This is a genomic window from Microcystis sp. M31BS1 (assembly GCF_020245285.1).
In the GTDB taxonomy this organism is placed as follows: domain Bacteria; phylum Cyanobacteriota; class Cyanobacteriia; order Cyanobacteriales; family Microcystaceae; genus Microcystis; species Microcystis panniformis.
In genome coordinates, this window is the sequence record NZ_JADBVE010000085.1 from 1 (window position 1) to 23,668 (window position 23,668).

The following is a 23,668-nucleotide window of genomic DNA, read 5'->3' on the forward strand; positions in this document are numbered from 1 at the left end:
GAAAATTGTCTGAGCAATTTTTTGATAATTGACCACTGTTGCATTTGGTAAATCGAGGAGTTGATCAAAATTTATCCACATAACCCACCTCCTGTTCTGTGTTACTATTATACCATGCTCACACAGAACCTAGAAGAGCCTAATTTCGTTGGGAATCACAATAGTCATTGAATTTTACGATATTAAACTGAGAGCCATTATTGTATCACAAAAACTACTTACGAGCAATTAATTAATAAAAATTAATGATTGGAAACACGAGCAAAAAAACAAAACCCCCTCAAGATTGAATGAAGGGGCATTTATGGTATTTTTAGAGGCAATTTAGCCTACTTTTGTGGTTTCTTTTTCAATGGATTGGGAGGGGTTTAGTTGGCAACTGATAATAAAGCATCTTCTATTGGCTTTGGTAACTCAATAGACCCACCGATTCTTAATGTGTAAAATGTGTAAGGAGAAGAGACGCAAAAAATAAACCCGCTCAACTGACTAAATGAAGGGGGTTATGATATCATTCCAATAGGAAGGGATAGATAGGGTTATAGCCATGAGTATTGATATCTCCGATGAAATTCTCAGTGCCACACGCATGACTGAAGCTGAGATGAGGCAGGAAATTGCGGTCATGCTCTTTCAAAAAGAGAAGCTCACTCTTGCTCAAGCGAGTCGATTTGCAGGAATGAATCGTATTGCTTTTCAACACCTACTTGCAAGTCGTCAAATTCCAGTACACTACGATGTCGAAGATTTTGAACAGGATATTAAGAACTTGCGGGAGATGGGAAGATTGTGATTGTTGTCAGTGATACATCCCCTATCAACAATCTTGCCGCCATTAATCAACTTCATCTGCTACAACAACTTTACGAAATAGTTTTTATTCCTGAAGCAGTTTATCGAGAATTAACTGAGCCTGATTTTCCAGTAGCAGGTTCAATAGAGGTACAAACCTTAGATTGGATTCAAACTCGAACGGTAACTAACCGCACAGTGATTGAAGCTCTTGCAGATGAACTAGATAAGGGAGAAGCTGAGGCTATTGCTTTAGCACTTGAGTTGGGAGCAGATCAAGTTTTGATTGATGAGCGTCGTGGTCGTAGAATTGCTGCTAGACTTAATCTTCGATACACAGGAATTCTGGGCATTTTGGTTGAGGCGAAGAATCGAGGGTTAATCTCTGAGGTGAAACCCCTACTAGACGCTTTGATTGATCAAGCAGGATTTTGGGTGGCTGCACCTTTATACAGCAGTGTTTTACAGATTGTTGATGAAGAAAAAAATAAACCCCCTCAAGATTGATTGAAGGGGCATTTATGGTATTTTTAGAAGCCATTTAGCCTACTTTTGTGGTTTCTTTTTCGGTGGATTTGGATGGTTTTAGTTGGCGCTTGAGGGTTGAAGCTGCTCCTAGTGTGCCGAGAGCGAGGAGACTGAGGATGGCGGATGGTTCGGGAATAGCCGTAGAAGCAAAACCAAGTGTGAGGGAAAGTCGCTTGTTTTGACCCACCGTATTTCCCAGTGTGGTGGTAGTTAATAAATTTCCATCAACTGCCTTGATCTGTGAGCCAACAATGGCATTATCTCCAAGTGCAGTGAAGGCAGTAACCTGATTAGCAAATTCAGTTCCACTTGTAAAGTTCAACTGTACTTCAGCAATATTTAGACCCCCGCCAGCAGGAAGTTCGCGGTCATAAACTGATTCAACAGTTACATACATACCATTAACATCTAAATTCCCTAATGAATCGCTGTAAAAAACATCGTAGAACTCTGTCGAGACTCCAACAAAGTCATTAGAAGTCGAATTAAGTGCTGAAAGCTTAGTGAGAAGTTGAGAACTATTAACAGTAAATGTATAAGGAGTATTCGTACCCGATGTCTCAAAAAAGGTAATTGACAGAAGACCGGGCAAGGCAGCAAGTGATGTCGCTTGCACAGCATTAACATCGACAACAAGAAATCCCAGACCAGCAACGATAGTAGAAAGAACTACTGCTGAAGTAGGTGATACAGCGTTTTTCATAAGCTAGATGAAGTGTAACCTAATTTGGTATTGACGACCGACTACCGACTACTGACTCCCCAAAACGAAAACTTCGTACCCCACCATTAAGATAACTGCTAGACAAAACCAACACCAAATAGAATAGAGCTGCTGATTTCAAGAGCTATAGTAGTTACTTGAGAACACGATTTAAGTCTCATAATGATAGTGGCTGCGGCTATTTTTGAATTTTTCGTTTTAAATGTGATCGCCCCCCTCGCAGCTAGGTCAAGCAACAGTCTAACCCAACCATAAAGGAAACTAAAAACAACAATACACACACCCCCCCCCGCAACTGTATCAAAAGCTACAATTTAATAAATCTTTATATTTCTCTCCCTGGCAGCTATCCACCTTGGACAATAGCGACATTCCCTCCCACTCCCCACCATGAAACCCATCCTTAACGCCCAGATGATTTCGGAAGTTAGAGGACAACCAGAATAATGACCAATATCAACTGACGGGACTCAACTGCCCCAGTTCAACGCTCACCGCATCAAAGCGATTGTCCCCAGGGCGATAGGAGAGAATTTCCAAGCCAATCGGCTCGCCACTGGTGGAATCCTTAATCAAAATCACCCCATCCCCCAGTTCAGTACAAATCTGCTCCTTTCTGGGTTGCTGCCAGAAGACAGTGAGTAATTCCGTTTCCGGTTCATAGAAAACTTTTACTTGAGCCATAGCATTTCCCCTTCTTTAATCCCATCGGTTTGGTAGGCAGTAATCAAGAACCCATCTCCATTTAAACGCCGAGCCACTGCCACAACCCAACGTTTTTCCTGTCGCTGGCGATAAAATAGCAGCACCCCAGCATCGTGGCTACTGCGTCGAATTTCATCCGGTAAAGCTAGGGTAAGGGTAACTAATTCCTCCAACTCCTCAAGGTCAGGATGTTTGCCCATTAGCCTCTGCCAATAACCTTCTGAAGTTCTAACTGTAAATCCCAAAGGGGTAACAACTTCAAATTTCATTGCCAATCATGGATAGGATTCTCGTTTCGGTGTTCGATAAATATAGTGGTCGTGTTGCCGATGCTCAATCTTCAATTCCTATATCTACAAGACAATTGGCAATGAGTTGGTCAAATTGCTCCCAATCTTCACTATCCCATGATGAATTATCATTTGATGTAGTATTTTGAGCGGATTCGATAAAGGTAATAATAACCGATTCTCCATACAACCACACATAATATCCCCCGTAACTGTATCAAAAGTTACAATTTAATAAATCTTTATATTTCTCTCCCTAACTAGCGATCGAGATTTTGGGGTTTTTGGGGAGTTCAAGAGCTTGGACTTGTACAATAAAGTTGTACAAGTCTCCAAAGACCAAGCAAATTAGCGCTAAAAGCTCAAGGATTACAACTTTTCTCCCGTCGATCCTAGACATCAACCTAAAAGTCGGCACTTAAAGGGGTACGGGGGAAAGGAATCACATCGCGAATATTGGTCATTCCCGTCATGAATTGTACCAGACGCTCGAATCCTAAACCAAAACCGGCGTGGGGAACGGAACCGTAGCGACGCAGATCTAAATACCACCACAAATCATCGGGATTCATTCCCTGTTCCTGCATTCTTTGGATTAATACATCTAATCGTTCTTCCCGTTGGGAACCACCGATAATTTCGCCGATCTTGGGTGCTAAAATATCCATAGCGGAAACGGTTTTATTATTGTCATCTAGACGCATATAAAAAGCTTTGATTGTCTTGGGATAATTGGTGACAATCACGGGTTTTTTAAATAGTTCTTCCGCTAGATAACGTTCGTGTTCTGACTGTAGATCTACGCCCCATTCTACCGGAAACTCGAACTGACGATCGGCTTTTTCCAATAACTCGATCGCTTCGCTGTAGGTAATCCGGCCAAACTCACTATTAACGATATTCTCGGCCGTATTTAACACCGTTTTATCGATACGTTCGTTAAAAAACTGCAAATCTTCGGGACAATTTTCTAAGACGAATTTAAAGATATATTTGAGAAAAGCTTCCGCTAAATCCTGATCCCCTTCCAAGTCACAAAAAGCCATTTCCGGTTCCACCATCCAAAACTCGGCCAGATGACGGGAAGTATTAGAATTTTCAGCGCGAAAAGTCGGGCCAAAAGTGTAAACATTAGATAGGGCCATGGCCATTACTTCCGCTTGTAATTGTCCACTGACGGTTAAATAGGCCCGTTTACCAAAGAAATCCTCGGCAAAATTGGCGGGTTTTTTTAAATCTAAACTGGTGACAGTAAATAATTCCCCCGCACCTTCGCAGTCGTTAGCGGTAATAATAGGAGTATGTACCCAAATAAAGCCTTTTTCTTGGAAAAAACTGTGAATAGCGGTAGAGCAAGCGTTTCTAACCCGCATTACTGCTCCTAGGGTGTTGGTTCTTGCTCGCAGGTGGGCAATGGTTCTCAGAAATTCAAAGGAATGACGTTTCTTTTGTAGGGGATAATCCGCAGGACAGTCACCATAAAGGGTGATTTCGGCCGCTTTTAACTCGATATTTTGCCCTTTACCCGGGGAAGGAACCAAATTTCCCGAAACAGCGATCGCCGCTCCTGTACTAATTGTCTTTAGTACATTTTCATAATCGGGTAAAGTCGGTTCGAGGATAACTTGTAAGTTGGCTAGGGATGAGCCATCATTAACTTCCAGGAAAGTAAATTCTTTTAATTCTCGTTTTGTTCTCACCCAACCCTGCACGGTGACGGATTGATCCGGTTGTCCTGTCTGAAAGATTTCCTTGATTCTGGTAGTCATTGCTTATCCCTATGTTAAGTGGGTGAGTGGAATTAAATATAAGATGAACGTAGGTTGGGTTGAAGCATGAAACCCAACGCCAGATTATGTTACGCTACCGCTAACCCATCCTACAAATAATTGTGTCTCCCTACTTAGAACCAAAGAGTAAGTGGGTGGGTGGAATTAAATATAAGATGAACGTAAGTTGGGTTGAAGCATGAAACCCAACGGCCGCATGGGTTACGCTACCGCTAACCCATCCTACAAATAATTGTGCCTCCCTACTTATTTTAGAATAGAAGGTTCAGATCAGGCTAAAATCAATCTCGAACAGGTGTCATGCTTCTGGTGGAAAAATTATTAAGTAAGCCCAAAAGCCGTAAATTAGCGATTTTTTTGGCTTTTATCGGTAGCATTCTCGCTTTACCCTTTCCTATCGCCGGTATTCATAAATTCTATCTCGGTCAACCTCTCTGGGGAATTATCTATCTTCTCCTTTGGCAAACTCCGATTCCCCGGGTGGCTTGCGCGATCGATGCAGTGTGGTATTTAATCCAAGATAACCAATTTTTGGCTAACTATTTTCCCACTGCCACCGCTGCTGCCACTGTCCCCAGTTTAGAGCCTAAACAAGTAGAGGCGATCGGGGCAGCTTTAAGGGAATTAGAGCGCCTCCGGCAAGAAGGATTAATTTCTGAGTACGAATTTGAAGAAAAACGGCGACAATTACTATAATGACACCGCAAAACTGGTTAGGACGCACTTTTAACCCTTTAAAAGCCAAAATTAGCAATGATCCCTATTATCGCTTTCGTTCCCTTGATGAGATCGCTATGGCGGCGCAATTGGGCATTAAAATTAATGTCAGTCAAGCGGGTGTGGATGATTGGCTGCGATTGCCGGGGATATCCATCCATCAAGCGCGAATGTTGGTGGAATTGCTGGGTATGGGGGTAGAATTGCTTTGTCTCGAAGATCTAGCGGCTGCTTTGAGTGTTCCTGTGGCTAGATTGAAAGCTTGGGAACCGATTCTAGAATTTGCCTATTATAGTCGGGAAAGTCACCTCGCACCCCCTAAAATCAATCCTAACACCGCCTCGATCGAGCAGTTAACCACCCTACCCCTGATCAGCGATAATTTAGCAGCTGCCATTATTAAAAGCAGAGAAGAACAGGGATTATTTAAGAATATTGTGGATTTTAAAGGGCGTTTATCCCTAGACGCTCAGGAAATCTCCCAATTAATGCACTTTTTTCAGTTTTAATCCCAAATTTTAACGAAGGCAGCAGGAAGGTTTTAGGTGTTGGGGGTTGGGGTTTTGGGGTTTTGGGGTTTTGGGGTTTTGGGGTTTTAGTTCAATTTCCCCACTTCCCCACTTCCCCATTTCCCCATTTCCCCATTTCCCCACTTTCCCATTTCCCCACTTCCCAGCAAATCTAAATGTCTTCAGATTCCTCCGCATCACTAGGGGGAACTAGGGCCACCGCAGCGATCGCATCGTCCTCATCGAGTTTTTGTACCCGGATGCCTCCGGCCGATCGCGATTGAGGAGTAATAGCATCGACGGATTGACGGATGATAATACCCCGTTCGGTGATAATCATAAATTCCTCGTGGGGGTTAACAACGTGCAGAGCCGCTAATTTATCGTTCTTTTTGCGGAATTTAATCACTCTGACTCCTAATCCCGCCCGATTTTGCAGCCGGAGGAGGGTAACGGGAACCCGTTTTCCTAGTCCTGCCATGGTAATCGCTAACACCCAGGGGCCATTATTAGCCACTTCGGGGTTAATTTCTTCGCTTTCGTCCTCGGTTTCTTCTTCGTTAGATTCAGCGATTTGGGCGACAATTTGACTAGGCAGGATGTCCATACTAATTAATTCGTCACCTGAGCGCAATTTCATCGATTTTACGCCTTTAGTTGCCCTTCCCAAGGAGCGCAATTGTTGACTATCGGCCTTAAAATGAATGGCCATCCCCTGACGAGAACCGATAATGACGCTGTCTTCCTCTTTGGCCAAGCGAACCCAACGTAGTTGATCACCGTCTTCGAGAGAAATGGCGATTAAACCGTTCGATCGAATATTACTAAAGGCAGCGAGGGCGGTTTTCTTGATAAATCCCTTTTGTGTGAGCATAATCAGGTAATTATCCTCGCTGAACTCGCTGACTGCCACCACCGAGGTGATTTTCTCCCCTTTGGGAATCTCTAACAGTTGCACGATCGGAACTCCGCGAGCGGTACGGGAACCGGTGGGGATATGATAGGCGTTGAGACTATAGACAACCCCGCGATCGGTGAAAAAGAGGACGCTATCATGATCGCGGCAGGTGATAAAGTGATCGATGCCGTCGTCTTCTTTCATTTTCGCGCCAGCTTTGCCCCTTGTTGCCCGATTTTGGGACTCAAAGGTATTAACGGGCATTCTTTTGATGTAACCCTGTTCGGTGACGAGAATTAAGGCCTGTTCGTTGGCAATCAAGTCAGTTTCGGCGATTTCTCCTTCCCGTTGTTCAATATGAGTGCGACGGGGGGTAGCGTGAATCGTTTTGATCTGTTGCAGTTCTTCCTCGATAATGCTGTCGATCCGTTCTTTTTTGGCTAAAATATCCTGAAGATCGCCGATTTTTGCCAGTAATTCCCCGTGTTCTTGCTGAATTTTCTCCGATTCTAGGGCGGTTAACCGTCGCAGCTGCATTTGTAGGATTGCGTCCGCTTGCACCTCTGAGAGGCCAAAATTCTGCACTAATCCCTCTTTTGCACTAGCTGTGTCGGCAGCACTGCGAATCAGGGCAATGACTGCATCGAGACTAGCGAGGGCAATTAGTAAACCCTGAAGGATATGATCCCTTTCCTCGGCCTTGCGGAGTTCATAACGGGTACGACGGGTGATCACTTCTACCCGAAAATCGAGGAAAACGCGGAGAAACTCCCTTAAAGTCAGTAATCTCGGTTCGTTATCGACTAATGCCAACATATTCGCCCCAAAATTCGACTGGAGGGGCGTTTGTTTATAAAGATTGTTGAGGACGACGCGAGGATAGGCATCTCGTTTCAGTTCGATCACCACCCGGATGCCGTCGCGATCGCTTTCGTCCCGCACATCGGAAATACCGTCTATTTTGCGATCATTGACCAAATCGGCGATTTTTTCGATTAATGCCGCTTTATTGGTTTGATAGGGCAGTTCGGTGATAATAATAGCATCTCGATCGGGTCTTCCCCTTTGTTCGATGGTTTCAATGGAGGCGACTCCCCGCAGGGTAATGGAACCGCGGCCGGTGGTGTAAGCTTCCTGAATGCCGTCTCTGCCAAGGATATGCCCCCCGGTGGGAAAGTCCGGCCCCGGGATATAACGCTGTAGTTCCGTATCGGTGAGATCGGGGTTATGGATGAGGGCAACGGTTCCATCGATAATCTCGGCCAGGTTGTGGGGGGGGATATTGGTGGCCATACCGACGGCGATGCCCGATGAGCCATTAATTAGCAGTTGCGGGACTCTAGAGGGCAAAACCACGGGTTCCTGTTGGGAACCATCGAAGTTATCGGCAAAATCGACGGTTTCTGACTCGATATCCTGTAGTAGGGCGTTGGTGGCCAGGGTGTGCAGACGACACTCGGTATAACGCATGGCTGCCGGGGGATCGTTATCGATCGATCCGAAGTTACCATGACCGTTAATCAGGGGATCGCGCATGGAGAAATCCTGGGCCATGCGGACAAGAGCATCGTAAACAGCAGTATCCCCGTGGGGGTGGTATTTTCCTAATACTTCCCCGACGACTCTAGCGCATTTGCGGAAGGGGCGATCGGGAGTTAATCCTAGTTCGTACATCGCATAAAGAATGCGCCGGTGTACGGGTTTCAGTCCGTCCCTAGCGTCGGGCAAGGCGCGCCCGACGATGACGCTCATGGCGTATTCTAGGTAGGAACGGGACATTTCATTGCTTAAGTCTGTGGGGACGACATGATCCTGGGCGGCGGTCATAGGGGGGTTAACTCCAATAACAAGGCAAAAAAAGCGTTTTTGTGAGTAAATTCGCTAAAAATCGGGTTTTTACCCTTTTGATGTGCAGAATATGCCCATTTGTAGGACTATTTTACCATAAAATCCCTCTTTTTTGGGGTTTGAGGCGGCGCTCGCAGGTTTCTTGGCTGGGATGGGGGGGTTAATGGTTTGCTATCCTCTTGACAGAGATTGCAGAAAGTCGAGAAGATCTTTAAAAGAAGGACAACGAGTGGCACAAAGTTCTAAATTTAGCTTTTCGGCCAGTTCAACATTCATGTTGGTACTATAACGGGGTTTTCTATTTTCACCGATTGACAATTGGATCAATTTTTCTTTCGGTTTGATAATTAGGTGAGGGTTTGGGTGATCTTTTCCCTTGCCTCGTCCCACATATTTAACCACCTCTGGATCAGACCAAAACCAAGCCTCTAATTCTTCTATTGGGATGCAGATATATTTCCTGATACCATTAATATTAGAACAGCTTAATTCTAAGTGATCTCGCAATTGTTTTTCATCGTTAAGAGAGTTATTCTTGGGATTACGATCTAAATCATGAACAATGATAAAAGCATCACATCCTTCCCTTGTCATCACTTTAAGTTTTGCTGACAGTTTTCTCTTTAATGTACTAGAGGATTTAGATGCCCAAGATTTTGTCCTAGTATTTGTCCCCAGCACGCGATGGATAATTTGACGAAACACATCGCAGTCCGTCTCATCTTCGGCAATTATGGCGATCAAGTTACTACTCATCGAGAATACCACTGTAAATCCAGTCTCCTAAATCTCCTTCTTCACAGAGGTACTCGACAACTTTTTCAATCTCTCCTTCTTCTAGTTTCCTAACACTTGTCCGTCCCTGGTTACGATAAACTAAGCTAATATTTTCTGGCTTTGTCCAAGCTACTACTTGTGGTGAATGAGTTGATATAATTAAATTTTCATCCCAAGTATAGGATTTAATTTCATTTAATAATTTTGCTAACATTGCGGGATGTATTTGTGTTTCTGGCTCCTCAATTATGGTTGTTGCATTAGGAGAGTGAGCAATTATTTCGATAAGAATTGATAAAACTCGCAAGGTGCCATCGGAGAGTAATCCAATATTGACTCCATCTAATAATACTGAAGCGATGTACTCTTCGTCTTTACCTTGGTCTGTCTGTCCAGAATGCTCACTCAAAACAAACTTCTGCACAGTGATTTTCTTGGCAAGTCCTATTCGTTGACAAACATTTTCTAGTTCATCAAAATAATCCGTACCTACCCAAGAAAATATTCTCCGAGCTAGAGTATCTGCTAGATCAAATCGACTGGTAGAAACCTTCTTACTTGCCACCTTTAGTAAGGAAGGCTGTCGCCTTGATGTGCGACGGATAGGAGCTTTGCCAAGAAGACGAATCCCTTTTAAAATAGCATAAACCCACTTCATTTCTGGAGGTAAATTTAGCGATGAATTTCCAGGTACATTTGACTGTCGCAGCGAGGTAGTATTGCCAAGAATAGCAAATATTGGCTCACCATTATTATTAAAGCTTGTTAGTCCAAATTCGGTTTTCCAGAGAAGTTCTTGATCTCCATCAATATAATGACAAGAATCATTCCAAGAAAAGGAATTTTCCAAGGAATTATCGTTAGTGGTATCGTCTATGTCTGTATCTAGATCGTCCATAGAAAAGGGGATGATTAGCTCATACCTGTATCCTAAGCGCCGGTTAGTCGGTGTTAGAATTTCAACCTGCAAAATTGAGGGAATGCTATCACTGTCAATCATCCGAGATACGATCGATCTACCCATAGCACAGGATGAGATGGCTTCAAATCCTTCTAGGATAGCGGATTTCCCCGCACCGTTTCTCCCCACTAATACCCCAACTTGGTTAACTAGGGATAGGGAAACTGGACCACCTAGCACACCCCAACCATCGAGGGTAAAAGATAATAGTCTAGGCTGGTTCATATTAAAACAATTCTAGTTTTTGGGATCATACAGAGCTTTATTAGTTAATTATATCCCAATCTATCTGATCTTCCCTCAGTTTTCTAGGCTGGTGGCTGGCGATCACCAGTGAAGACCACTTTTAGCAGTTTTTCCCCCGATAATTTAGGATAAAATAAAAATGCGATCGAGAGTTAATATCATGGACCTATCGGCAGCTCAAGAATCGATGATGATTGAGATTAATGATCCCTTAACTCCAGCGAAGACTATTAACCTGATTTTCCCAGCGCAAAAATTCCCCGAAAATGCTTACTCCTCTCCTCTGGCAAAGTGCCAATCCCAACCCCGATAATCTGGAGAATTTCCAAATTATTAGCCAATGGTGGCAAGATTTAAATCTTAAGGAAGTCTTCTGGCAACAGCGTTTAATTCCCGATACTGGCTCTCTGGAAGATATTAATTGGGAGCAGCAAGGTTTTGATGAAAAATTTAGCATCCAAATGCCCCAAATTCGCGGGATTACCCTCTATTGGCATAAATCTACTTTTGCTGACGAAAGAAGCATGACACCTAAACAATTAATTTTAGATCGGGAACGGGAGCAATTATATATTTATCCCCAATCCCAACCTAGTTTAGTTATTCGGGTGACGAAACCCCATCTAGTTTATCAAAAATTCGAGATGAAAAATCCTCTCCTAGTTGGCAAAAAATCGGAAAGTGAATATATTTTACTGTTCAGGGATAAAGAACAGCAAATAGAATTTAAAATTAATCTCAGTCCTGAAAATTATCGGCAATTTCTAGAAAACATGACTGAGGATCAATAAATAATGTGGCAGGGAAACCTAGAACTAATTTACAAGCAAAAAAATCTCGCAACCGAGATTAATCACGTCTATGCTACCGCCCCTTTAAAAGTACAAAGACCCTTTTATCCTGAAGGAAAAAATCTTTGTCATACGGTGATTTTACATACGGCGGGGGGAATAGTTGGCGGTGATATTCTTCAACAAAAAATTCATCTCCAAGCCGCTACTAATGCCCTGATTACCACTGCTTCTGCTGGAAAAGTTTACCATAGTAACGGTCAGATGGCCCAGCAATTAATCGAGATTAAAATCGATGACAATGCCAGTTTAGAATGGCTACCCCAAGAAACAATTATCTTTAATGGTGCGGTATTTCGCCAACATTTACGAGTGGATTTAGGGGAAAATAGCAGTTGGTTGGGATGGGAAATTACCCGTTTTGGTCGCAGTGCGCGAGGCGAGAAATTTTTAGCGGGAGAATGGCATTCTAATTGGGAAATTTGGCGATCGGGACAACCTTTATGGCTCGATCGCTCCTTCCTGTTGGGTGGTAAAATGATCGAGGGATTTTCTGGTTTAAATAATAGTGCCATGATCGGTACTTTAGTTTATATCGGTCAACCAGTGGGAAGAGATTTAATCGAGAAAGTGAGAGATTTTTCCCTAGAAGGAGAGATGGGAGTTACTAGCACTTTAGGAGATGGTCTTTTATGTCGTTATCGGGGTAATTCTAGCGGTGAAGTGCGACAATGGTTTCAGCAGGTTTGGCAAATTTTAAGGCGAGAAATGAGCGATCGAGAGGCAATTATTCCGCGAGTTTGGTTATCTTGGTAAAAGCGGTCAATTTTAATTTTATCAAGTCACTTGAATGCCTGTATCGGTGATTGGAGCTATCCAAAATTGTAGATCGGGAGCGACAAGAATTTCCCGGGCCTCTTTAACGATAGTTTCCGCCACTTCCTGAGATGAACAGAGAGTAAAAACCGTCGGGCCAGAGCCTGACATCATCGTTCCCAAACCGCCTAAATCCCCTAGAACCTGTCTTAACTCGGCTACGAGGGGAAATTCGGGTAAAACCACCTTTTCGAGGTCATTATGGATAAATTTGCCTATAGCGGCTGGTTTTTTCTGGGTGATCGCTTGTACCAAAGCCCCGGAACTCACCTGCTGACGACGGTGATGGAACTCCTCTGGAGAAGACAGATAGGTATCCTGAAATTTTTGCCGATAGCTTTGGTAGGCCCAGGGTGTAGAAACGGATAAATGATCGTATTTGGCTAAAATCACCCATAATCCAGTCAGAGGAGCGATAGGATCGAGAATTTCTCCCCTTCCCGTACAGATAACCGTTCCTCCTGTCACACAAAAGGAAGTATCCGATCCCAATCTTGCCGCTAAAGTTTCTAATTCCGGATGGGTTAAGCCTAATTCCCAGATTAAATCGATGCCGACTAACACCGCCGCCGCGTTGGTGGACCCCCCCGCTAAACCGGCAGCCACGGGAATATGTTTCTCGATGGTGATATCGATGCCGCCGTAATTGGCAAAGAGGCGGGGGAATTCCTTCGCCATCAAAGTGGCGGCGCGATGGGCGAGATTACTGCTATCTTGGGGGACGAGGGGATGAGAGCAAAAGAGACGGAATTCCTGCAATCCGTTCGGCCGGAGAGTGATGCGATCGCATAATGCCACCGTCTGCATCACCATGACTAACTCGTGGAAACCATCAGGGCGATCGCCAACGATTTCTAGATATAAATTAATTTTAGCGGGGGCTAGAAGGGTATAACTGTGCATTTGTCAAGAAAAAAAATCTAAAATTTTGGCAATTGACCTAATTTTTCCGCCAAGTCAATCCATTGCGATAAACTGAGATCTTCGGCGCGAGCGAGGGGATTAATCTCTAATTGTGTCAGGATTTGGCTTAATCGATCGCTATCCAGACAATTTTTTAGATTATTGCGTAACATTTTGCGCCGGTTGGCAAAACCCCAGCTAATTAAAGTGGACAAAAAGGCCGCATTACTGACATTTTTCGGGAAAACACGGGGTAAAAGCTGAATTACCGCCGAATCCACCCGGGGAGGTGGGGAAAAGGCTCGCCGGGGGACATCACAAATCCATTGACAATCGGCAAGGTATTGAATGCGGACGCTGAGAGCGCTGTAAGCTTTGGTGGAGGGGACAGCGACTAATCTTTCGGCGACTTCTTTCTGGACCAAGAGGGTAATACTCTGGTAAGGGGGGGTGAAGGGATGGGCGATCGAACCGAGCAGCTTTTCGAGGATCGGACCGGTGATATTATAGGGAATATTAGCCACTACTTTATTAACTGGCGGCAGTTGCTCGGGTTTAAGGGTAAGAAAGTCGCCTGGGATGAGATGAAAGTTATCTTGTTGGCCAAATTTTTTATTTAAAATTGTCCATAGATCTCGATCGATTTCTACAGCGACAACCAATTGAGCGCCATCGAGAAGACGACGGGTTAAAATGCCTGTACCAGGGCCGATTTCTAATACCCGATCCTCTGATTGTAAATTAGCAGCGCCGATGATGCGATCGAGTATCGATTCATCTTTTAACCAATGTTGTCCAAAACGTTTACGCGGTTGAATTTTCATACGTTTATCCTGAATGTCAGGTTGTCCTTGACAATAACACTCCTGAAAATATCGGCCATGCGATCGATAACCGCATCAATTATCATAGAGCCTAGGCAAAGATAGCAAAAAAATTAGAAACAATGTCAGATTTGAACGATGTTTTCGCAATTGCAGCAGGAGCGGTTCCAGGGGCGTTATCTCGTTATCATATTACCGAATGGACAAAAGCGAAATTCGGCTTGCGCTTTCCCTATGGAACCTTTATTATTAATTTAACTGGCTGTCTAGCTATCGGCTTTTTTTGGGCTATTTTACCCAGTTTTTCCTTTTATTCCCACTCACTAGATTTAATGGTTAGAACGGGATTTTTAGGAGCTTATACCACCTTTTCTACCTATAGTTTAGATATCTTGACCCTCTGGCGCAATCAACAAAATTTTCTCAGTCTTATTTTTGCCGTTGCTAGTATCATTTTCGGATTGATTGCCGTGAGAATCGGGGCAGCTATTGCCCAATTTTTTCTAGGTTAAGTAGGTAGGCGTTAAAAACTATCAGATGCCCCCCTTATCAAGGGTGGATTAAGGGGGGATCGAACCTAAAATCCATTTTAAATTTAATTATAACCAGCTACTTAATTCTCCAATTTATTTACTATTGAAGGGCAGGAGAGACAGCATGAATTTTTTCAGGGGTCGTTATGGTTTATTCGTGGCAATTGGGGCTATTTTTGGGGCTTTAAGTCGTTTTTATATTGCGAAATTAATTGACAGTATCTTCGGTAAAGAGTGGGGATTTTTTGGGACATTTTTTGTCAATGTTTCTGGCTGTTTAATTATTGCCTATATCTTTACTATGGTTAAGGAAAATATTCGTATAATTGCCCCAGAATTAGGATTGATGATTGCCACGGGTTTTTGTGGTTCCTATACAACTTTTTCTACCTATAGTTTGGAGGTAAACAAGTTTTTAGAGCAGGGAAACTTGACTTTCGGTTTAATTTATTGGTTGGGCAGTGTTCTTGGGGGGATGATTGCGCTTAAAATTGGAGTTATTTTAGCAAGAACAGGTTTTCCTAGATGAATTATTAAATAGATTTTGCGTCTGATCCCCCCTGTCCCTAGGGTTGATTCATAGTAGGGTTGATTCATGAATCAACCCTACTACCTTGATAAGGGGGGTGTCTGACAACTTTTAACACCTAACTACTTAAGCATTTCAGCACAATTGAGGCCATCTTTTTCCTTTCCTACCCAGTCTTAATAAGTAATGTCTCCATTGGTTTGAAACCAATCGATAGCATCAGCTAAAGCTTGTCTAATCGGCGATTGCGGTAAGCCCAGTTCTTGCCGTGCCTTCGAGGAATCGTAGTACATGGACTGTTTTGACATTTTCACGCCATCAAGGGGTATAGAGGGCGATTTTCCGAAGACAGGAAGAACTTTTTCATCCGGCCAAGCTATTAGTAAAGGAATCCAAAAAGGTAAAACAATTTTCGGAGCATTTATGCTGGTAATTTCGGCTAATTCTGTCAACAAGGTTTTTAAAGAAGTGTTTTGATGACCTAAAATATATCTTTCGCCAGTTCTTCCCTTTTCTAAAGCTAATAAATGTCCCCAGGCCACATCGCGCACATCAATTAGATTTAATCCCGTATTCACATAAGCGGGCATTTTTCGCCGCAAAAAACGGAGAATAATGTCGCCAGTGGGTGTAGGCTTAAGATCAAAGGCTCCTATCGGCGTACTAGGATTAACTATAACGATATCCTGTCCTCTTTGCACTGCTTTCAATGCTTCCTGTTCTGCCCAATACTTTGATTTTTTATAATAACCCACCAATTGATGGGCGGGACTTTGATAAGTTTCATCGACACTTTCACCCTTTTTACCAACTCCAATAGCCGCCACAGAACTGGTATAAACTATTCTGGCAACTCCCGCTAAATGCGCCGATTCTAGCACATTTCTTGTACCTAAAACATTGTTTTGGTAGAGTTGATGTCTATCCTTTTGCCAGAGAGAATAGTGCGCCGCTACATGAAAGAGAACTTCGCATCCGACCATTAATTTAAATAAGTTCTCATCATTTAAATTACCCCGGACAATTTCCACGTCTAAACCCCGCAAATTTCTGAGATTACTCTGGGGACGGACGAGGACGCGCACTTGGTAGCCTTCGACTAAAAGCAATCGCACTAAATTCGCCCCGATAAAACCCGTTCCACCCGTCACAAAAGCACGCATTGCTCAAACTTTCCCCTGTTTTCGCTTCCTATCGGTAATTGAAACTTAATCACCTTAACTTCATCATTACTATACCTTAATCTTAGTCAAGATTTAAGCTTTTCTTGATAAAATTTGAGTACAGATTATTTTAGACTAAGAGCAGTCGATTTTTAGTCAAAACACTCCTATGGATCCATCTCCAGAGTCAACTTTTGTTTGTCCGATTATCATCGAAGATGACAGAACGGGATTAGACACAGAAACTATCCGACGGGCTTTAAGGGATAATTTACTCTATATTCAAGGTAAATTACCGGAATTAGCCAGCAAAAACGATCTTTACATGGCCTTAGCTTATACCATCCGTGATCGTTTATTGCAGCGTTGGTTGACCACCCAACAAACCTATCTAAAAAAAGATGTCAGAACCGTTTGTTATCTCTCGGCCGAATTTTTAGTCGGTCCCCATTTGGCCAATAATTTAATCAATCTCGGTATCTACGAACAGGTGGAGAAAGCTGTCAGCGAATCGGGATTAAAACTAGAAGAATTAATTGCCCAGGAAGAAGAACCGGGGTTAGGAAATGGTGGTTTAGGTCGTTTAGCTGCCTGTTATCTTGATTCCCTTTCTACCCTAGAAATTCCGGCTATTGGTTACGGTATTCGCTACGAATTTGGTATCTTTGATCAAGAAATTCACGACGGTTGGCAGGTAGAAATAACCGATAAGTGGTTACAGTATGGAAATCCCTGGGAAATTGCCCGACCAGAAGCGGGAGTAGAGGTAAAATTTGGCGGTTATACCGAATCCTATACCGACGAAAATGGTAATTATCGCAGTCGTTGGATTCCCGATTATGTAGTCAAAGGAATTCCCTACGATACCCCAATTCTCGGCTATCGAGTTAACACCGCTAATACTATGCGTCTATGGAAATCAGAAGCTTGTGAATCTTTTGATTTTGGTCGCTTTAATCGCGGCGATTATTATGGTGCGGTGGATAATAAAGTTCACTCGGAAAATATCAGTAAAGTTCTCTATCCTAACGATGAACCAATTCAAGGCAAAGAACTACGTTTAGAACAGCAATATTTCTTTGTTTCCTGTTCCCTACAGGATATGATTCGTATTCACTTACATGAGAACCCCAGTCTCGATAATTTTAATCAAAAATGGTCGGTACAATTGAATGATACTCACCCTTCCGTCGGGGTAGCCGAGTTAATGCGCTTGTTAATTGATGTGCATCATTTCGATTGGGATAAAGCTTGGTTTATTACTCAAAATACCTTCGCTTACACCAATCATACTCTTTTGCCAGAAGCTTTAGAAAAATGGTCTTTGAGTATTTTTGGTCGTCTTTTACCGCGATTAATGGAAATTATCTACGAAATTAACCATCGTTTCTTGGATAAAATTCGCATTATTTATCCCCATGATGATGGCAAAATGTCCCGTTTATCTATAATCGATGAAAGCGGCGAAAAATACGTCCGTATGGCTCACCTTGCCTGTGTGGGTTCCCAGGCAATTAATGGGGTGGCAGCCCTCCATACAGAATTACTGAAAAAAGATGTTCTGCGCGATTTCTATGAACTCTTTCCCGAAAAGTTTAGCAACAAAACTAATGGAGTTACTCCCCGGCGCTGGATAGTTTCTAGTAATCCCCGCTTGACTTTTGCGATTACAGAAAAAATCGGCGAAAATTGGATTAAGCATCTGGAGGATTTACGCGGTTTAGAAAACTATGTGGATGATGGAGGATTTCGGGACTCTTGGCGACGAATTAAATACGATATTAAGGCAGATTTAGCCAATTATATCGATAAAAAAGTCGGCATTAAAGTTGATCCTAGTACCCTCTTTGATGTGCAGGTAAAACGCATTCACGAATATAAACGGCAACATCTCAACGTTTTACATATCGTCACCCTCTATCATCGCCTCAAAAATAATCCCAATCTCGATATTACCCCCCGTACCTTTATTTTTGGTGGTAAGGCAGCCCCGGGTTATTTTATGGCGAAATTAATCATTAAATTGATTAATTCTGTGGCAGAAGTGATCGATAATGATCCGACGATTGGAGGACGTTTAAAAGTGGTTTTCCTACCCGATTATAATGTCACCTTCGGTCAACGGGTTTATCCAGCTGCCGACTTGTCTGAACAAATTTCCACAGCTGGGAAAGAAGCTTCGGGAACTGGTAATATGAAATTTTCCATGAATGGTGCCTTAACTATCGGCACTCTTGATGGGGCAAATATCGAAATTCGTGAAGAGGTGGGAGCGGAAAATTTCTTTCTTTTTGGCTTGACAACTGAGGAAGTTTATGCTAAGAAAGCCGCTGGTTATAATCCCCAAGAATACTATTACCATAACGAAGAATTGCGGGCGGTATTAGACCTCATTGGTTCGGGATTTTTTAGCCGGGGTGATAGTAGTTTATTCCGTCCGCTTGTGGATAATCTTATCTACGATGATCCCTATATGTTACTGGCCGATTATCAGTCCTATATCGACTGTCAGGAAGGAGTCGGTCACGCTTATAAAGATCAAGAACATTGGAGTCGTTTAGCAATTCTTAATGTGGCCCGCATGGGTAAATTCTCTAGCGATCGATCGATTCGGCAATACTGCGAGGAAATCTGGCGGGTACAACCAGTAAAGATTGAATTACCCGATTATACTCAAGCTAATGCTGGTTTATCGGTAAATTAGAACAAATCTAGGCAGTAGGATTCTGTTAATTTATCCTACTGCCTACAGGATAGCCAAGCATGGGCGACTTTAACCTAAATTTCTACGGGATTGACGGGGCTCGAACCCGCAACTTCCGCCGTGACAGGGCGGTGCTCTAACCAATTGAACTACAATCCCATTTTTGCGACAATTCTGATTGTAACTTCATCATCAGGGTTATGTCAAGCACCTCTGGGAAAATTTTTTTGAGAGAGAGGGGAGAGGGGAGAGGGGGGAAACAATTGATAAGTAGGTAGGCGTTAAAAATTATCAGATGCCCCCCTTATTAAGGGGGGACTAAGGGGGGATCGGCACCCCCCTTATCAAGGGGGGCAGGGGGGATCAGAGGCAAAATCTATCTTCGATTTAATTATAACTACTTACTTAAGAGGGTTTTTAAAGTTGGATTGGTATCAATCCTGAATTAAAGCCAAAAAATCCCATGGTAGAGAGGGATACTCTTTACCATGGGATTGTAATTAAGCTTGTTGGGAGCCTGAGCTATGACTAACCTGAATTCGATCGAACAGCTATCGCAAGAATTACTCGATCTAGACCAAGTAGATGCCGATACCGGGGCAGATTTGCGGCAAAAAGCCCAAGAAATCCTCGCAGAAACCAGTATTGACCTGCCGATTCGAGAAGCGATCGCCGATAGTCTCAGTCAAGGCAATCAACTACTTACCCTCAAAACCGTCGGCAAGGAAGAAAGTTACTAGCACATTTGGGGTCAAAAGTCAAGATGAAAGAAAAAATTTTTTTTGTCTGGCTGGGGCGATTTTTGGCCTCTTTTGGGCTGTTATCGGGGATAAGTGGCTGTAATTCCCCTCTTTTGATCACTCCTCAAGTTCCCGCCGGTGGTTTAAATAGTTTTGCTCCCGATCAATTCCCCAGTTATAGTGCTGATGGTCGCTATTTAGCCTTCGCTTCCGATCGCTCCGGTCGTCGTAGTATATATTTATTCGATCTGCAAGAAAAGCGCCTAGTTAATCTTCCTAACCTAAATCGTGGCGATTCTAGCCAAGATCAGCCATCTTTAAATGCTGACGGTCGTTTAATTGCCTATATCTCCAGCGAACGCGGTAAAAGTGATGTCATGGTTTATGATCGTTCCAGATCCCGTGCAACCCTGTTAACCGCTAACCTGCGGGGAAGCGTCCGCAATCCCACCATTAGCGGTGATGGTCGCCAAATTGCCTTTGAAACCAACCAAGACGGTCAATGGAATATTGCGATCATTAACGGCCAATTTTAAACTTGTTCTACTCGGTCTTAATCGTTAAAACCTGCGGAGGAGTAGCATCTGGTGGATATAAAAAATTTACCTGTACTACACGCCAATCCCCCGGAGGAATAGTCAGAGTCACTAAAGATTGCCCCTCTTGTCCGCGTCTTTGAACGAGATGAAAAAATCTGCTTTGTGCCTGTCCTTGATCATCGCTATAATTGACGGCTACTGTTCCCCGAAAAAACACTTGTGGAGCAGCCGGATCGAGAAAACGCAAACCCAGCCCAATAATATTCTCTTTAATCGGTGTTTCTAGCGCAATAGTCACCGTTTTCGCCTCATCACTTCGATTAAATAGAGGTAAACTTAACCTATATTCCACACCGTAATTACCATGAGCTTGATAGGCCGTATCGGGATAGCGAACTAACATACTAGCACTTTGATTTTGTTCCGTTCCCAGTTTGCCTCCGGGTAGGGTGCTAATCCCATAGGCTATAGATTGACCAGAATCAGGAATATTTAACCATAAAGAAGCTCGATCGACCAATCGGGCAGGCCAAGCTGAACCTTGGGACACCCCCGCTACCCGTCCATAAATTATCTGTCCTTGACTATGGGGAGGAGTGGGCGCTCGATCCCGCGGAGTCGATAAATTGCCTTTTTCTAGCAAATTTTGCCATTCTGTCAGATTTGGTGGTCTTTCCTGCCCATTTTCATCTAGGGGTGCATAAAGAGCTAAACTAGCAGCGTAGAGAAGACCGTCACTTTCCAGACGAAGATAAGTGGATCTACCGTTTAAAGGGGGAGTCAAATCGCGCACGGGAATCGCCGCATTTAAGACCATAAAACTCTCCCCAGGGGGAATAATAATCCTATCGGGAAAAATATCCTGACGCTGCCCCATTAAAATATCCCCCATTACCCGACTTCCCGGCCCAGCAAAAACCGTCCCCTGATTATTTTCCACTTGTGCAGGTAAATCGATAAAAGCTGCATCGGGTTGACTCAAATAACTGGCCCCCTGCAAAATTTTAACAGTCACGGGATTAGGACTGGGATTGTGGAGTAATATACCCAGATAAAGGGTGCGTAAATTATCGGGAAAACTCCCCCTCGCTATATGGTGGGCAAAAATATCAAAGCGTCCCTGAAAAGCATAATTTAAATGGGCCGAGGGAAAACTTTTCTCTTGGGAGGGAAAAGTCGAAAGCAAAATCCCTTCTCCTAGCAATAATTCGGGACTATTGCTATTAAAAACGGGAACTTGATCTAGTTGATTCGGTAAAGGACGCACCTGCGCTGGTCGAATTATTTCTACACTAGGGGGAGTTTGGGCAATGGGTAGTAAAAAAGGTAACATCACACAAATTACCATCTCAAGATAATTAATCTTTGATCATAGCATTATTGGCTCGCTCAATTTAGATAGTATTCTGTTTGTCCATATCTAGAGGATTGTTTAATATTTCTTTCTGGTGTTAAGTAGCTGGTTATAATTAAATTAAAAATGGATTTTAGGTTCGATCCCCCCTGTCCCCCTTGATAAGGGGGGTGCCGATCCCCCCTTAGTCACCCCCTTAATCCCCCCTTAATAAGGGGGGTGTCTGACAACTTTTAACGACTACCTACTTAGCTGACCTTTTTGGTTAAGTACAATCAAGAAAAATTATCAAATTTACCAATCATTATTGGCCCTTGCCATTGAGCAAATCTATTGTCATCATAGACTAAAATCTAGATGTAGCCGTGGTTTTCTGGAAACTTGGCCCGATGTCTAGATATCGATCGAGCCGGAATTGTTATGATAAATTCATGAAGTTTTATAACAGTATTTGCCCCTGAACATGAACCAAATCGACTATCTCAGGATTAGTTTAATCGATCGCTGTAACTTTCGCTGTCAGTATTGTCTGCCTGAAGATGCAGAATTGGCCTATGTTCGACCACAAGACTTACTCACCCGGGAGGAAATTCTTACTTTAGTCAAAAATGTCTTTATTCCCCTCGGTTTCCGCAAATTTCGTCTTACTGGTGGGGAACCTCTCTTACATCCCGAAGTAGTGGAGATTGTGCGCGACATCGCCTCTTTATCTGCTACTAGCGATTTAGCCTTGACCACTAATGGCTATTTACTTGACAATTTAGCCGAAATGTTGTATGAAGCCGGACTAAGACGGATTAATATTAGTTTAGACTCCCTCGACCCCGACACTTTCGATAAGATTATCGGTAATCGCGGCCGGAGTCGTTGGCAAAAAACTTGGGCAGGTATTCAAGCAGCCCAGAGGGTGGGTTTTGACCCCTTAAAATTGAATGTGGTGGTGATTCCGGGGATAAATGAGGCAGAAGTGGAAGATTTAGCGGCTTTGACCATCGATAAGCGTTGGCACGTCCGTTTTATCGAGTTTATGCCCATCGGTAACGGTGATTTATTTCAAGAAAAAGCTTGGATTGCCAACGAGGAATTAAGGGGGCGAATTCGGGCAAAATGGGGCTTAAATGAGGGTCAAGTGCGGGGAAATGGTCCAGCCGATGTTTTTCAAATTCCGGGGGCTAAGGGTACAATCGGCTTTATCAGTCAGATGTCGGAGTGTTTTTGCGATCGCTGCAACCGCCTACGTCTCTCGGCCGATGGTTGGTTGCGTCCCTGTCTCCTCAACGAAACCGGACAAATTGACCTAAAAACTGCCCTCCGTCAGGGAATTTCGCCAGCAGAAATCAGGGAAAGAGTGCGGGAATTAATAGAACTGAAGGCAGAAATAAACTTTAAACTGCGTGATTCCGGCACATCAAGCGGCATTTATACCCGTACTATGTCCCAAATTGGCGGCTAAAAATCTACTGTCCGAATTCTACTCTAGCCTGTTCCACCATTTCCACGGTAACTCGATCGGAACCGGCATGACGAGCTAATTCTTCTATCCTTTGACGCGCTTGGGAACGAACAAAATAGGGAATATTTTTCAGTTTTGCTTTTGCTTCTGCGGTCCATTGTAGTTGATCGGAAAAATCTAGAGCGTCCATAGATTTAACATATAGTAGTCCGTCTATTATACCAAAAAAGATTAGCTATTTTGAGATGACAATTTTCTTGACAGCGACTCTTTTTCAGGTTTCTCTTAATTTTAGGTTTCTGCTAGGTCAAAATTGACTCTTTGATATAAATCTTGCAAAGAAATCTGCCAATCCACCGACACCAATTGTAAAACTGCATTTTCCCCTGTAAGGAAATCAACTAACCATTGATCATCCTTTTGTTTATAGTAACGTTCTACACTATAACTAGATTGTTCAATCAGAATATATTC

General features: G+C 43.2%; 26 protein-coding genes, 1 tRNA gene and 1 pseudogene. 14 read left to right on the forward strand and 14 right to left on the reverse strand.

The window, feature by feature from the left end; translation table 11 throughout:
• The first annotated feature begins 547 nt into the window (after positions 1-547).
• Both IM509_RS04625 and IM509_RS04630 read left to right on the forward strand, forming a co-directional pair.
• Positions 548-793: a UPF0175 family protein gene (locus IM509_RS04625; RefSeq protein WP_002748168.1), complete on the forward strand. Its 246-nt coding sequence runs from the start codon at positions 548-550 to the stop codon at positions 791-793.
• The gene (locus IM509_RS04630; protein ID WP_008205259.1) at positions 790-1,299 is read left to right on the forward strand and encodes a PIN domain-containing protein; all 510 of its coding nucleotides are present in this window, start codon (positions 790-792) and stop codon (positions 1,297-1,299) included. The genes IM509_RS04625 and IM509_RS04630 overlap by 4 nt, the downstream gene beginning before the upstream one ends.
• 34 nt (positions 1,300-1,333) lie before the next feature.
• Here the strand turns inward: IM509_RS04630 and IM509_RS04635 are convergent, their stop codons facing one another.
• From IM509_RS04635 to IM509_RS04645, 3 genes are all read right to left on the reverse strand, one after another.
• Positions 1,334-2,023 (reverse strand): PEP-CTERM sorting domain-containing protein, encoded by a 690-nt coding sequence (locus tag IM509_RS04635; RefSeq protein WP_260441365.1) that lies wholly within the window; start codon positions 2,021-2,023, stop codon positions 1,334-1,336.
• A gap of 477 nt (positions 2,024-2,500) precedes the next feature.
• Complete coding sequence (locus IM509_RS04640; RefSeq protein ID WP_002797786.1) at positions 2,501-2,728, reverse strand: hypothetical protein; 228 nt, start codon at positions 2,726-2,728, stop codon at positions 2,501-2,503.
• Positions 2,716-3,018: a hypothetical protein gene (locus tag IM509_RS04645; RefSeq protein ID WP_016515170.1), complete on the reverse strand. Its 303-nt coding sequence runs from the start codon at positions 3,016-3,018 to the stop codon at positions 2,716-2,718. Before IM509_RS04645 ends, IM509_RS04640 begins: the two co-directional genes overlap by 13 nt.
• Positions 3,019-3,026: 8 nt before the next feature.
• On the opposite strand from IM509_RS04645, the gene IM509_RS04650 reads away from it, so the two are divergent.
• A complete protein-coding gene (locus IM509_RS04650; protein WP_185237975.1) occupies positions 3,027-3,188 on the forward strand; it encodes a hypothetical protein in 162 nt (53 codons plus the stop codon).
• A gap of 255 nt (positions 3,189-3,443) precedes the next feature.
• On the opposite strand, the gene asnS is transcribed toward IM509_RS04650, so the two are convergent.
• Positions 3,444-4,808, reverse strand: a complete 1,365-nt coding sequence (gene asnS / locus IM509_RS04655) for an asparagine--tRNA ligase (protein ID WP_185237976.1) — start codon at positions 4,806-4,808, stop codon at positions 3,444-3,446.
• Positions 4,809-5,129: 321 nt separating this feature from the next.
• On the opposite strand from asnS, the gene IM509_RS04660 reads away from it, so the two are divergent.
• Both IM509_RS04660 and IM509_RS04665 read left to right on the forward strand, forming a co-directional pair.
• Positions 5,130-5,525 (forward strand): NINE protein, encoded by a 396-nt coding sequence (locus IM509_RS04660; protein WP_002759086.1) that lies wholly within the window; start codon positions 5,130-5,132, stop codon positions 5,523-5,525.
• Positions 5,525-6,055 carry a ComEA family DNA-binding protein gene (locus IM509_RS04665; RefSeq protein WP_185237977.1) on the forward strand — a complete coding sequence of 177 codons (531 nt, stop codon included), beginning with the start codon at positions 5,525-5,527 and terminating at the stop codon, positions 6,053-6,055. The genes IM509_RS04660 and IM509_RS04665 overlap by 1 nt, the downstream gene beginning before the upstream one ends.
• A gap of 172 nt (positions 6,056-6,227) precedes the next feature.
• On the opposite strand, the gene gyrA is transcribed toward IM509_RS04665, so the two are convergent.
• The 3 genes from gyrA to IM509_RS04680 all read right to left on the reverse strand — a co-directional run bounded on the left by gyrA (position 6,228) and on the right by IM509_RS04680 (position 10,764).
• The gene (gene gyrA, locus IM509_RS04670) at positions 6,228-8,780 is read right to left on the reverse strand and encodes a DNA gyrase subunit A (protein ID WP_185237978.1); all 2,553 of its coding nucleotides are present in this window, start codon (positions 8,778-8,780) and stop codon (positions 6,228-6,230) included.
• Between the two features lie 192 nt (positions 8,781-8,972).
• Positions 8,973-9,557, reverse strand: coding sequence for a DUF4276 family protein (locus IM509_RS04675; protein WP_052275849.1), 585 nt, complete (start codon positions 9,555-9,557; stop codon positions 8,973-8,975).
• Positions 9,550-10,764 (reverse strand): AAA family ATPase, encoded by a 1,215-nt coding sequence (locus IM509_RS04680; RefSeq protein ID WP_052275848.1) that lies wholly within the window; start codon positions 10,762-10,764, stop codon positions 9,550-9,552. Before IM509_RS04680 ends, IM509_RS04675 begins: the two co-directional genes overlap by 8 nt.
• Positions 10,765-10,945: 181 nt before the next feature.
• On the opposite strand from IM509_RS04680, the gene IM509_RS04685 reads away from it, so the two are divergent.
• The 3 genes from IM509_RS04685 to IM509_RS04695 are packed head-to-tail and all read left to right on the forward strand — an operon-like array spanning position 10,946 to position 12,392.
• Positions 10,946-11,098, forward strand: a complete 153-nt coding sequence (locus IM509_RS04685; RefSeq protein WP_162490486.1) for a hypothetical protein — start codon at positions 10,946-10,948, stop codon at positions 11,096-11,098.
• Positions 11,052-11,576, forward strand: a complete 525-nt coding sequence (locus tag IM509_RS04690; protein WP_052275847.1) for a hypothetical protein — start codon at positions 11,052-11,054, stop codon at positions 11,574-11,576. Before IM509_RS04685 ends, IM509_RS04690 begins: the two co-directional genes overlap by 47 nt.
• A 3-nt stretch (positions 11,577-11,579) precedes the next feature.
• Positions 11,580-12,392: an urease accessory protein UreD gene (locus tag IM509_RS04695; protein WP_052275846.1), complete on the forward strand. Its 813-nt coding sequence runs from the start codon at positions 11,580-11,582 to the stop codon at positions 12,390-12,392.
• A gap of 21 nt (positions 12,393-12,413) precedes the next feature.
• On the opposite strand, the gene ispE is transcribed toward IM509_RS04695, so the two are convergent.
• Complete coding sequence (ispE, locus tag IM509_RS04700; RefSeq protein ID WP_052275845.1) at positions 12,414-13,355, reverse strand: 4-(cytidine 5'-diphospho)-2-C-methyl-D-erythritol kinase; 942 nt, start codon at positions 13,353-13,355, stop codon at positions 12,414-12,416.
• Between the two features lie 17 nt (positions 13,356-13,372).
• Complete coding sequence (gene rsmA / locus IM509_RS04705; protein WP_052275844.1) at positions 13,373-14,179, reverse strand: 16S rRNA (adenine(1518)-N(6)/adenine(1519)-N(6))-dimethyltransferase RsmA; 807 nt, start codon at positions 14,177-14,179, stop codon at positions 13,373-13,375.
• A 122-nt stretch (positions 14,180-14,301) separates the two neighbouring features.
• Here rsmA and crcB (IM509_RS04710) point away from each other — a divergent pair, with 122 nt between their 5' ends.
• Positions 14,302-14,691: a fluoride efflux transporter CrcB gene (crcB, locus tag IM509_RS04710; protein WP_052275843.1), complete on the forward strand. Its 390-nt coding sequence runs from the start codon at positions 14,302-14,304 to the stop codon at positions 14,689-14,691.
• Positions 14,692-14,836: 145 nt separating this feature from the next.
• Positions 14,837-15,241 (forward strand): fluoride efflux transporter CrcB, encoded by a 405-nt coding sequence (crcB, locus tag IM509_RS04715; protein WP_052275842.1) that lies wholly within the window; start codon positions 14,837-14,839, stop codon positions 15,239-15,241.
• A 176-nt stretch (positions 15,242-15,417) separates the two neighbouring features.
• Here crcB (IM509_RS04715) and hpnA read toward each other — a convergent pair whose 3' ends face one another.
• Entirely contained in the window at positions 15,418-16,404 is a 987-nt protein-coding gene (hpnA, locus tag IM509_RS04720) for a hopanoid-associated sugar epimerase (protein ID WP_185237979.1), read from the reverse strand.
• Between the two features lie 169 nt (positions 16,405-16,573).
• Between hpnA and IM509_RS04725 the strand changes: the two genes are divergently transcribed.
• Positions 16,574-19,108 (forward strand): glycogen/starch/alpha-glucan phosphorylase, encoded by a 2,535-nt coding sequence (locus tag IM509_RS04725; RefSeq protein WP_072925906.1) that lies wholly within the window; start codon positions 16,574-16,576, stop codon positions 19,106-19,108.
• 85 nt (positions 19,109-19,193) lie between these two features.
• Here the strand turns inward: IM509_RS04725 and IM509_RS04730 are convergent.
• Positions 19,194-19,267 (reverse strand) — tRNA-Asp (locus IM509_RS04730).
• 365 nt (positions 19,268-19,632) lie between these two features.
• Between IM509_RS04730 and IM509_RS04735 the strand changes: the two genes are divergently transcribed.
• Complete coding sequence (locus IM509_RS04735) at positions 19,633-19,848, forward strand: hypothetical protein (RefSeq protein WP_002788162.1); 216 nt, start codon at positions 19,633-19,635, stop codon at positions 19,846-19,848.
• Between the two features lie 23 nt (positions 19,849-19,871).
• A complete protein-coding gene (locus tag IM509_RS04740; RefSeq protein ID WP_052275839.1) occupies positions 19,872-20,384 on the forward strand; it encodes a TolB family protein in 513 nt (170 codons plus the stop codon).
• Between the two features lie 7 nt (positions 20,385-20,391).
• Here the strand turns inward: IM509_RS04740 and IM509_RS04745 are convergent, their stop codons facing one another.
• Positions 20,392-21,735: a DUF3370 domain-containing protein gene (locus IM509_RS04745; protein WP_185237980.1), complete on the reverse strand. Its 1,344-nt coding sequence runs from the start codon at positions 21,733-21,735 to the stop codon at positions 20,392-20,394.
• A gap of 469 nt (positions 21,736-22,204) precedes the next feature.
• On the opposite strand from IM509_RS04745, the gene moaA reads away from it, so the two are divergent.
• Complete coding sequence (gene moaA / locus IM509_RS04750; protein ID WP_052275836.1) at positions 22,205-23,194, forward strand: GTP 3',8-cyclase MoaA; 990 nt, start codon at positions 22,205-22,207, stop codon at positions 23,192-23,194.
• Positions 23,195-23,198: 4 nt separating this feature from the next.
• On the opposite strand, the gene IM509_RS04755 is transcribed toward moaA, so the two are convergent.
• Together IM509_RS04755 and IM509_RS04760 are read right to left on the reverse strand one after the other, a co-directional pair.
• The gene (locus tag IM509_RS04755; RefSeq protein ID WP_002751785.1) at positions 23,199-23,384 is read right to left on the reverse strand and encodes a PCP reductase family protein; all 186 of its coding nucleotides are present in this window, start codon (positions 23,382-23,384) and stop codon (positions 23,199-23,201) included.
• A gap of 101 nt (positions 23,385-23,485) precedes the next feature.
• Positions 23,486-23,668: pseudogene (locus IM509_RS04760) on the reverse strand (Uma2 family endonuclease); the annotation flags it as partial.